The organism is Paraburkholderia humisilvae, from assembly GCF_902859855.1.
GTDB lineage: Bacteria > Pseudomonadota > Gammaproteobacteria > Burkholderiales > Burkholderiaceae > Paraburkholderia > Paraburkholderia humisilvae.
In genome coordinates this window covers 1-9759 of record NZ_CADIKH010000118.1, presented here as the reverse complement: position 1 = coordinate 9759, position 9759 = coordinate 1, and the positions used below count along the sequence as shown (strand labels likewise).

5 protein-coding genes and 4 pseudogenes are annotated in these 9759 nt (G+C 55.9%); 6 read left to right on the top strand and 3 right to left on the bottom strand.

Going from position 1 to position 9759, the window contains the following annotated elements; translation table 11 throughout:
• Nucleotides 1-205: 205 nt before the first annotated feature.
• Nucleotides 206-451: a hypothetical protein gene (locus HV796_RS43570; RefSeq protein ID WP_217478144.1), complete on the bottom strand. Its 246-nt coding sequence runs from the start codon at nucleotides 449-451 to the stop codon at nucleotides 206-208.
• Nucleotides 452-552: 101 nt separating this feature from the next.
• Between HV796_RS43570 and nhaA the strand changes: the two genes are divergently transcribed.
• Entirely contained in the window at nucleotides 553-1902 is a 1350-nt protein-coding gene (nhaA, locus tag HV796_RS38415; RefSeq protein WP_175233032.1) for a Na+/H+ antiporter NhaA, read from the top strand.
• 446 nt (nucleotides 1903-2348) lie between these two features.
• Nucleotides 2349-2651, top strand: coding sequence for a VF_A0006 family four-cysteine protein (locus HV796_RS45560; protein ID WP_343053077.1), 303 nt, complete (start codon nucleotides 2349-2351; stop codon nucleotides 2649-2651).
• A gap of 1014 nt (nucleotides 2652-3665) precedes the next feature.
• Here the strand turns inward: HV796_RS45560 and HV796_RS38410 are convergent.
• Nucleotides 3666-4500 (bottom strand): annotated as a pseudogene (locus HV796_RS38410) (IS630 family transposase).
• 807 nt (nucleotides 4501-5307) lie between these two features.
• Between HV796_RS38410 and HV796_RS38405 the strand changes: the two are divergent.
• The 4 genes and pseudogenes from HV796_RS38405 to HV796_RS38390 form a co-directional block, all read left to right on the top strand.
• Nucleotides 5308-6456 carry a DUF2827 domain-containing protein gene (locus tag HV796_RS38405; RefSeq protein ID WP_175233031.1) on the top strand — a complete coding sequence of 383 codons (1149 nt, stop codon included), beginning with the start codon at nucleotides 5308-5310 and terminating at the stop codon, nucleotides 6454-6456.
• A gap of 208 nt (nucleotides 6457-6664) precedes the next feature.
• Nucleotides 6665-6945: pseudogene (locus HV796_RS38400) on the top strand (IS6 family transposase); the annotation flags it as partial.
• A 194-nt stretch (nucleotides 6946-7139) separates the two neighbouring features.
• A pseudogene (locus HV796_RS38395) lies at nucleotides 7140-7548 on the top strand (DDE-type integrase/transposase/recombinase); the annotation flags it as partial.
• Nucleotides 7549-7700: 152 nt separating this feature from the next.
• Nucleotides 7701-7906: pseudogene (locus HV796_RS38390) on the top strand (transposase); the annotation flags it as partial.
• Nucleotides 7907-8267: 361 nt separating this feature from the next.
• On the opposite strand, the gene HV796_RS38385 reads toward HV796_RS38390, so the two are convergent.
• Nucleotides 8268-9759, bottom strand: a 1492-nt coding sequence (locus HV796_RS38385; protein ID WP_217478143.1) for a PipA/GogA/GtgA family type III secretion system effector, incomplete at its 5' end; no start/stop codon positions are given.

The window sequence follows — 9759 nt, the reverse complement described above, 5'->3', positions numbered from 1 at the left end:
CCCCTCCAGCATCCGGTCAATAGTGGCATCCTGCCGTGGTCCCGGGCAAGCTCCTGAATTGTGCGAGTGCCACAAACGGATATTGTCATTTAACAGCGCGATTATTTGGGGTACCGGTTCAAACCAGTACCGCACCATTATGTTTTTCTAACCCGCATAAGTGGACAATACAGCCTCGTTCTGATAAAGGTCTGGCACGCCATGTTTAAGGAAACACATAGCGATGCTCTCTTTGATTGTTTCTGGGTATCCGTCGCGCTTTCGGGCCAGACATGGATTCGCTCCGTAGGATGGTCCGCGACAAGCTCAGTGGGCACCACACCACATCCTTTAGACGACGGTTGCCTTGTCGGGCGACTATGGCAAAAAGATGTAAATCACCGCTTAGCGACAGCACGTCCGGCACTTCCAGCATCAGCCAGTTTTTCGCATCTAACATCACGTCGATCACTCAACCAACCTGAAATAGTGACACGCGCTAACTGCCTGCCGCAGTGAGACAGGCCAGGTCATCTATGTTGGTCGGGCCACCGCGGAGACTTAGACCGGTCCATGCAAAAAAAACAATCCGCCAGCAAGCTTTCCAGCCGACAAAGCATCGCACGCAAAGCCTTTACAGCGCTCGAGCACTTTCTGCGTGTCGAGGCTGCCAGTGGCATCTTGTTGATGGCGTCCGCAGCGATAGCACTAGTCTGGGGGAACTCCTCCTTTGCACCCGGGTATCAAAAAATATGGGAACTCCCCCTAACCATTGGAGCTGGCGAGTTCGTCTTCACAAGGTCTCTGCACTTCTGGATCAACGATGCGCTCATGACGGTCTTCTTCCTTGTAGTCGGCATGGAGATACGGCGGGAAATCCACGAGGGCTCGCTAAGCGATATCCGGCAGGCTGTCTTACCACTTGCAGCAGCCATAGGCGGCGTCGCAGCGCCCGCGTTGATCTATATCGCAGCAAATCACACATCCGACACTCTGCGCGGCTGGGCCGTCCCGACCGCCACCGATATTGCATTCGCCGTCGGAGTGCTTGCCTTGCTCGGACGATCCGTCCCGAGTAGCGTACGGATCTTTCTGTTGACGCTCGCGATCGTTGACGACATTATCGCCGTTTTGATCATTGCCTTTTTTTATTCCTCGGGTCTGAATTACGACGGATTCATCGTCGCCGCAGCCGGCATCGCAGTCGTATTCTTGATGCAGCGGTTGAACATTGGCACGGCACCGGCGTACATTGCTCCTGGCGTGGTCATCTGGACTGGACTGCTCATTAGCGGCGCACATCCGACGCTTGCCGGGATAGCACTTGGCCTCATGGTGCCTGTCACGCCAAGATACACGCGGGAACGTGTAGTGGCCGAACTATCGCGCGCGACGAATGATCTCGTGGCGCCAGATGTTGCGCTGGTCGGCGATGTCGACCATCTGACCAGGCCCCTGCAGACGCTTCGACTCGCACAACGTGGACTACTGCCCCCGGTGCTTAGGGTTCAGCACGCGCTTCATCCTTGGGTCGCTTTCGGCGTCATGCCGCTTTTTGCTCTCGCCAACGCAGGAGTGACGCTACGCGGCATTGACCTTTCACGATCGGAAATGCTCTCGCTCATGGCTGGAATCACCGTTGCCTTAACGGTGGGCAAGCCACTCGGCGTCTTCTGCGTCACGTGGCTACTAATAAAGCTAAAGCTTTGCCGGTTGCCAGACGGTATCTCCTGGGGTGGCGTCAGGCTAATCGCGCTGCTTGCTGGCATTGGATTTACCATGTCCATCTTCATCGCGACGCTGGCCTTTAAAGAAGAGATCGCATTGAACGTGGCCAAGCTTGCCGTGCTTCTGGGTTCGCTCACCGCTGGTATTCTCGGCCTGGCATTGGGAGCGCTTCAATCGAGGCGCCGAAAAAAATAACCCCTCCACGGGGCGCGGCATGGTATTCGGACGACCGACAAGCGAAAATCCGACTCACCCGATGTGGCCTCGCGCATTGGAAATTCACAAACCTCGCCTCAAGCGCGACCGTGGGCGCTGACCCGACGCAAACTATATTGATTCGTTTTCGCGGCACGTTGTCGCCCCGCCCTCGCTACTCCGTCGGCAATCGCTTAAAAGCGCCACAATGATTTCAGGCAACGCTCAACAAGCATTGAAGTACCGGTCGAAATTCGCGCCAGCGGGATGCGGGCGAACACATAGACGCTGAAAAACGCGGCTCGGTCGAGCAACCCCACACCATGTCGCTCTGAGGCATTGAAACAATATTTTCAATTGCTAACAGAGTTCATCCTCGTACGGGTTAGACTCCACCTCCCACTTGACTACGGCCTTCCGACAGATCGAATCGAGGCGCCCCGATAATGTCCAGGATGACACACATACTCATTTTCGGCATCTCAATCTTCCTCGCAACCAGCAAAGCGTTCGCCATCGATACAAGCGCTTACGATCAGTGTATGCTGCAGGTCCTTCGCACCAGCCGTAGCGAAGCAGCGACGCATCTGATGCAGCGTTCCTGTTACGCGCTATATCAAAATGGGCCATTGCTTTTGCCGCGTGAACAAGCCTACCACTCCTGCATTCTTCAGTCGTTGCCGTGGGTAAAGGAGCCTTCAGCGATAGTGCAGATAGTCTCGATTTGTTCGCGTCAACGACAAATGTAGAAGCGTAAGAGCGTACAACCTCGCGTGTCACGCTTTGCCGTGCGAGGTCCGGGAGGCGGGTAGCCATAGAAGCGAGTATGCAGGTCGCGAAAGCGCGCTCGAAAGACGACAAAAAAACTGATGTGTGCGCGCAATGGCGCCTACCGACCGTGTGCCAACTCCCTGCGAACAATTGAGACATTGATGGCGGAGCGTCTGGACGGCTCAGCGATTTGGTGGGCACGCTTGGCGCAGAGCGGTGCTGAGCTGGGTGGCATCGGCAAGTTCCCCGTACAGCTTGACGACAACGCGCCGGAGAATACAGTGCGTAACTGCGCGCTGAGGCAGCCCTAAGCGCTGCTTGGACGTCAGTTGACCGCGCTTGACGGCAAGCCCTTAGCCAGCGTTCCGCCGCCCCTCCGGAAAAGGTGGTTCGTCCACCGATCGAGTCGAGTTTCGATCGGTGGACGAACAGTGTTGAAACATGCTGAGACGGCGGAAAAACCCGATGGAAATGTCGGCCGCTCGAGCGTTGTTCAAATCGATCTGTCAGCAAGTACGGGCGGTGCTGAACTGAAAACCCCCCATGCTTGCGCTGGAAAGCAGGCTGACCTTGTACGCAACCAGACCGCTGCTTGCCGCAGGCGAAAGCCTCACACACCGGCGAGAACTAAAAATCATAGTGGACGCATGTGACCACGCGCGAGTAGCACCACACGCCGCGAGACGGGCCCGCAATGCCGGGCTAACCCTGCTGCATGCCGTTCCACCGCCTGCATGGCGGCATTTTCGATGCATTGAGCTTCTAACATCCACAATCACTCGGGGAAACAAGCGGAACACCCGGCTCGCAATGGCTCTCGGGAAGACGCTGACAAAGACTGTTCTGAAACGGAATCGTAGCGATCCTGACCATTGCCGCGCAGCGCAAAGTTGTGATGGCGGTACATCGGCTCGCCGCAGTGATTTTCATGGATGATTGTGACGCCGTAAAGTGGTGCGGTCTCGCTCGATCATGTCAGGATGCGGCTTTACTCATAAGTCGGAAACATACCGGACAGATGGGTGCCTGAAGAAGGAGCGCACGAGCGTGGGATTCCGTCCAGGTGCTTGCAACGTAGTCCCTGACGACAACTTTCTTATGCGCGGGTAATCCGTCGACGATCAGATGAACCGCCTTCTTGCGATTGAACATCAGCTGCCTAGACAGCGTCACGAACAACTCACCGCTGAGCCCACCTTCGCACATTGCAAACCCGAACGCCCCACTCGGGTTGACGGCGCACGCCGCACTCATGCCCCGCCTCTGGCACGGGCGTTCAACGACTGGCGTTTCGCCCCGTTGCGCTCAGGTCCTGTCGTGCACCGGGTCGGCCCGAAAGCCGGATTTGTCCGGGAAGAGGATGTCGGCACTTTCCTCGCTTGCCTGCCTGACAATTGCCGGATACGTGTCGCGCTGCCAGCGCCCGATTGCCTCCGGATCCCGCTGGCATGCGCGCTGCAACGGCTTTTGTGGCGTCAGGTTCAAGCACGCAAGCATCGCGCCGATCGAGGCAAGGCTCAACGTGACACCGAACTTCCACTGCACCAGTTTGCGAACGAGGTCGCGCATCCACAGACCGAAGTCAAATCCATGCTGCACTGGACTCCTGCCATTGATCCAGCGCAGCACCTGCCGTTCCTGTGCCTGTGTAAGCTTGCGAGGGCGGCCCGTGCCTTTCGTCGGGAGCAGCACACACACACCCCACGGCACGCGACCGCGCGCCTGAGCCCGGATCCTGAACGCCCAAGAGCGATGCATTCCAAACGAGGCCGCAACATTGTTCGGATGTTCTCCCTCAGCCATGCGTCGAACTGCCAGGATGCGCATCTCCTTTAACGTGTTGTGAGCCAGGCTCCGGCCGTCTCGTTTCGTCAGCGATCCTCTCCGTAACACTCGCCCAAGCACAGACAATATGCCCTCTAAATTTCTGACTTATGAGTAATGCATTACCGCTCAGGATAAATACGATCCAACAACATACAATTATATTGGCCAAATGGGCGCCTAATAGCGAGGATCAATACATAGCATAAAAAATAAAAATATAATATCGGCACGAAACAGCGTGCGCGTACGGTTCGATCCTTGTTACACTTCGAAACGAAGGCAAGTCTAACGACACTTTGCGGCTGTCGCTGCATTTCAGCTCATAAGGGACGTTTCATACTGACTCCAGCTAACGTCTTGTTTCGATATTCGACTCCATGTCAATACGATCAATCATCCGCCATGACTGCTATCTTGTCCCCCAAACTTCGAATCTACCGAGTAACGCTCCTCGTTAGTCGGAGGGCTGTCGGAAATTCAGCCGCGCTTGCCGAAGCGATCGTCGTTGATGGCGCTGCAGTCTGCCCTTGCGAAGGCCGCGGCATGCTCCGCTTAAGGATGTCGTAATCATGCGACAGACGCGCAGTCGTCTGGCGCATGGTAGGCACATGCCCGCCGCCATTCGTTCCAAGCTTCTGCCACTGTGAAGCCCCTCAACCCGGCCCTCAACGAACGTACGTCCAGATTCCCGAGATTTCGCGTGCGACTTCGTCATGTCGGGCTCCAGAGTTGTCGGAAAAGTCGACACTGCTTACCGCGCGCATCTGGTTTGCGCTCCTTATGCGATCGTTAACGGAGAATACGTAAATGACAAAGCTACGAGCATTGCGGATCGGCATCACTATCGGCCTCCGCAGTGAATCGGAAAGCATATGGGTTAACGGCATCAAGCAGAATGCACTGTACCTGGCAAAGCTCTTTCAACACTCCCCTCTCGGTCATTCGGTAATGCTGGTCAACACGACTACAGTTGCGTTGACCGACGCGTTACCATGGGATACCAAGCGCTTTCCGGCACGCAGGTTCGACGACGTGAAAGACGCTCTCGACGTGCTAATTGAGCTCGGCGGACAAATCAGCGACGAGCAGACCCGCTACCTGAAGGCCCGTGGAACAAAGCTCATCAGCTACTGCTGCGGTCCTGAATACGTGCAAATGATCGAGGCCATGATCTTTCGCCGTGTGAGTGGCCCAGTGTTCATCAACCAGCAATACGACGCCATCTGGGTCATTCCGCAGGTTATGGAAACGAGCGCTCATTTCTTTAGCACTTTGCGGCGCTTGCCTGTGCGAGAAGTACCTTTCGTATGGGATCCGATGTGTCTTCAAGCAAGTACTCGACGCCTGCCGTTCGAGGGCGAATACCGTCCGGGCGGATACGCGAACCCACGCACTGGTCGACGCCCAAAGCGATTGGCGGTAATGGAACCAAACATAGATGTCCTCAAGTTTTGTCTGTATCCTCTGCTGATCGCTGAGCAGGCATTTCGGATCGAAGGTGGTGACGCGATCGTCCATCTTCACGTGACAAACGCCGACCATCTGGCCCGCCACAGTCCGGAGTTCATAAGTATCGTAAAGGATCTCGATATAGTCCGAATGGGAAAAGCAAGCTTTGTGGGTCGATACGACACACCACATTTCCTGTCCGAACACACGGATATCGTAATTTCTCATCAGTGGGGCCTTGCGCTCAACTACTTCCATTTCGAAGTGTGCTGGAACGGCTTCGCGTTCATTCATAATGCGCACCTATGCCGGGAATTGGGTTATTTCTACGAGGGCAACGATATCGAGACGGGCGTGCGCCAGTTGCTCCACGCGATCCGTCACCACGATAACGACTGGCAGGGCTATCGCGCGAAGCAACGCAAGGCTATCCTACGTTTCCTTGCGAGTAACCTGGGCCTGATCTCACAATACGACGAGCTCCTTGCAGACGTGTGCAACCCATAGTCCGGAGCTTGAACGGTTCCGGTGAGTTCAGAATCAGCATAAAGAACGCTGTAACCAGAAGTAAGCCTTGCGCCGAAATACCGCTGGCCTGTTATCCCGTCCCGAATGGTTGCAAGAGCGTGCGTTGCATGCACTACCTTACGTGGTTCTGTCGCGTTAAAGCGGGCGAGGTAAAATTCGAGGCGGACCAAAACGCTGCGGCCACGCGATGAAGAAGACAATGACGCCACGAAAAACGCTTGCTCCGGACATCGCCAAGATTCTTGAGTGGCTGCATTTTCTGCTGAAGTGATCCCGCTGTGCGTGCGATGGTACGTTGCCTACTCGCTGAGTTCCGCAATCTCGAGGAAATGATGGCCGGGCGCGAGATTTGTGTCGATCATTCGACGGTGCATCGCTGGGTCATCAAGGTGGTACCACTGTTCGAAAAGACATTTCGTAAGTGCCGCGCGGCCGGTCGGCAAGAGTTGGCGGGTTGATGAAACGTATAGTATGCCCAGCCAATGTGGCCCGCCCATATGGGAGTGAAGTTGCTTGAGCATGTTTGGAATGCAGGACCCGATGGAGTTGAAATCGCAGTACCGGGGCACGCCCTTTCTCTGCTGCGAGAGAAAGTGGGCCGAAGCGGCGGTGACTTGCTGACACTGGCAAGGTGACGAAGTCCGTGGTACGCCCTGTTTCTTACTCCACTCAAGGTGAAGGGTTCGTGGAAGTATCTTTACCGGGCAAGGACAAGGCGGGCAATACCGTCGATTTTCTGTTCAGAGCCAAGCGGGACGAGGCGCTGCGCGGCGCTTCTTCGAAAAGGCGATTGGTCAGAACGGCTCACCCAAGACCGCAACCATTGCGGCGCCAGTCTGGCCGCGCTTAACGCGGTGGACGTCGAGCGCGAGACGCCCATTAAGGTCGCGTCAGATCAGGTATGTGAACAACGTAATCGAGCAGGACCATCGGGCTCGCGCCAGACCTATGCTCGGATTCAAGGATTTTGACCGCGCGCGTCATTCTCAGTGGCATCGCATTGAATTGCACATGATCGGGAAAGGACAGGTGAAATGTTCGGGCAGAACTTCGCTGTCTGCCGCCCAGTAATTTTCCTCGTTGGTTTCGTAAGTCGTCCTTCGCATATCACCTTTGCCTGACCGGCTTCCCTTACCGCGACAGAACTCATCGCATGAAGTATTGTCTCCGTCGAGGTGCCTAGCGTGTTAGGAACTTTCTGCCGGACCTGCTAACCAGGCGGGATGACAAAACGCAAGCCATACCCGACGGATGTATCGGACGAGGAATGGAGCGCCGCGGCTCCATATCGAACGTTGATGAACGAAGACGCACGGCAGCGCCGATACGAACTGCGCGAAGTGTTCAACGCACTGCGCTGGATGGCGCGGGCCGGAGCTCATGGCGCATGCTGCCGAATGACTTCCCGCCGTGGGAGAGGCTCGACCAGCATCACCAGGCTGTTGATGCCCGCGCGGAAGTCGATCGGCTCGCGGCGCAGGAAGACCTTCAGATCCGCATCGAAGCTGCGCCTGTCACCGGCGCCAGCGCCAGCGTGCATCACTCGTAAAGGCAAAAAGCTAAGGTCATTCTGGCTCATCGGTTGCGTCCGCAAGTTATGGTTGCGGACGCAATCGTGGACCCTCTCAAGCTCGCAAGCTAGGTGCGGGGAAATTCGCGCTTACGTTGAATCGGTAATGGGAGACGTCCCCCCACACATGACGAAGCACCGAACGCCCGCTCTGAGGCGACCCTCTATTTCTCAGCACCTTAGGCCGAGATGCGCGGATTTGAGGAATCTCGGTCAACCCTCAACTTGGCTTCCAGTAAACCGGATCCAGATCGAATTTTCCACTCCCGGTAGGTCCGGAATAGTGCTTGTTGTCCGGGTCACTCCCCACGAATCGATCCGATTCGTGGGCTCTTGCTCTTCCAAAGGCCGGTTGTTCGACAGCGCCGGGAAACAATGCGGCGAGGTAATCATCCTGGAGGGATACGTACCTGTCCAGTTCAACGTAGTTCGCAACATTGTTTTTCTCCACGTGAGCTTTTACTGCGGATGTCATAACGAGATAAGTCTGCCGTTGTGGCACCTTGGCATCAGCTTCTCTCAATATTCTCTGCGTGAAGTACTCAACTGCGCCGCGTTCACCCAACCCGAATTGCCGCACAGTGTGCGCGACAGAACGATCAACGCCGGCTTCATTCCAAAACGCCAGATCGGGATCTTTCAAACCAGTCAACAGATGAGTCATTTCGTGCACTAGTGCTACCTTAGAATCTATGTCAACAAATTCCCCATTCTTTGATAAAAATTTCGCCGGATAATCTACAGCCATGTCAGGATGTGGCGCATACATTTCTCTTAAATCATTCGAGACCTCATATTTAATGTCATCCCGCTCCCCCATTGCTAATAGCCATCGCTGGATCGGATCAATCCTCGAACTATCCGCAGCAAAGTTATAGAGACTTCTGAATGTTTCGGATTTGTCGTACAGGCGAGTAAAGTACTCTTTGAGTTCAGTGTGTGTTTCCTCCGAGGGAATGTATGTTCCGTCGGGCTGCTGAGCACTCACATCGAAATACTCGTCGAATCCTTGTGCGAAACCTTCTCTGCGAGTGACATCCTTCGCGCACTCCGACAGAAATTTCCTCACTTCCGAGACGGTTTCCGTCTCGGAAACAGGCAAAGGCCGCTCATTGTTCAATCCAAATTGTCGGACTCGATTAGCATTTGCATATGCCTGAGGGACCGGCAGGTCTACCTGCTTTGCAGCGTCAGCGTCCATGACCCGAAGAACCGGTTCAGGCGCCCCACCTTTCAGACCCGGAGCATTCCGGGCCTGCTGCCACTGGCCATCCCGGTTTTCCAGACGGACTGTCCGCTCCCGTGCATTGCCAGTGGCATCCACCGGATTCCATACCACATACCCTTCCGTCGACGCGGCTTCGTCTTTTGCAACCCGGTACAGCTTCGCTCCGATCTGCGCGTAGTGCGCCAGCGTTTGCGGATCCTGCCATGTCCCGCCCTCCGCGCGACGCATCGCCACTGGCCGCTTATCCTCCGGTACCGGCGTGAGCCGTTCGAGCAGTTGATGCATCTCCGCGCCTGAAGGGGCTGCGCCGTCACTGGCTGCGAGCAGTCCATAGGGGTCGCCCACGCTGCCGTGTTCCCCGGCCTTGTCCGTCAGCATCAGTGCGCGGTCATCCATTCCCAGGTCTCTCAGCGCACCCAGACTGTGCTGCGCCTGCATTCGCACGGCTGCTGGCACTTCATGGTGGGAGAAAGTGCGGGAGGCA

Bases quoted from the DNA above. Each gene is read 5' to 3' on its own strand.
- nhaA (WP_175233032.1), top strand. From the start codon at position 553: ATGCAAAAAAAACAATCCGCCAGCAAGCTTTCCAGCCGACAAAGCATC.
- HV796_RS45560 (WP_343053077.1), top strand. From the start codon at position 2,349: ATGTCCAGGATGACACACATACTCATTTTCGGCATCTCAATCTTCCTC.
- HV796_RS38405 (WP_175233031.1), top strand. From the start codon at position 5,308: ATGACAAAGCTACGAGCATTGCGGATCGGCATCACTATCGGCCTCCGC.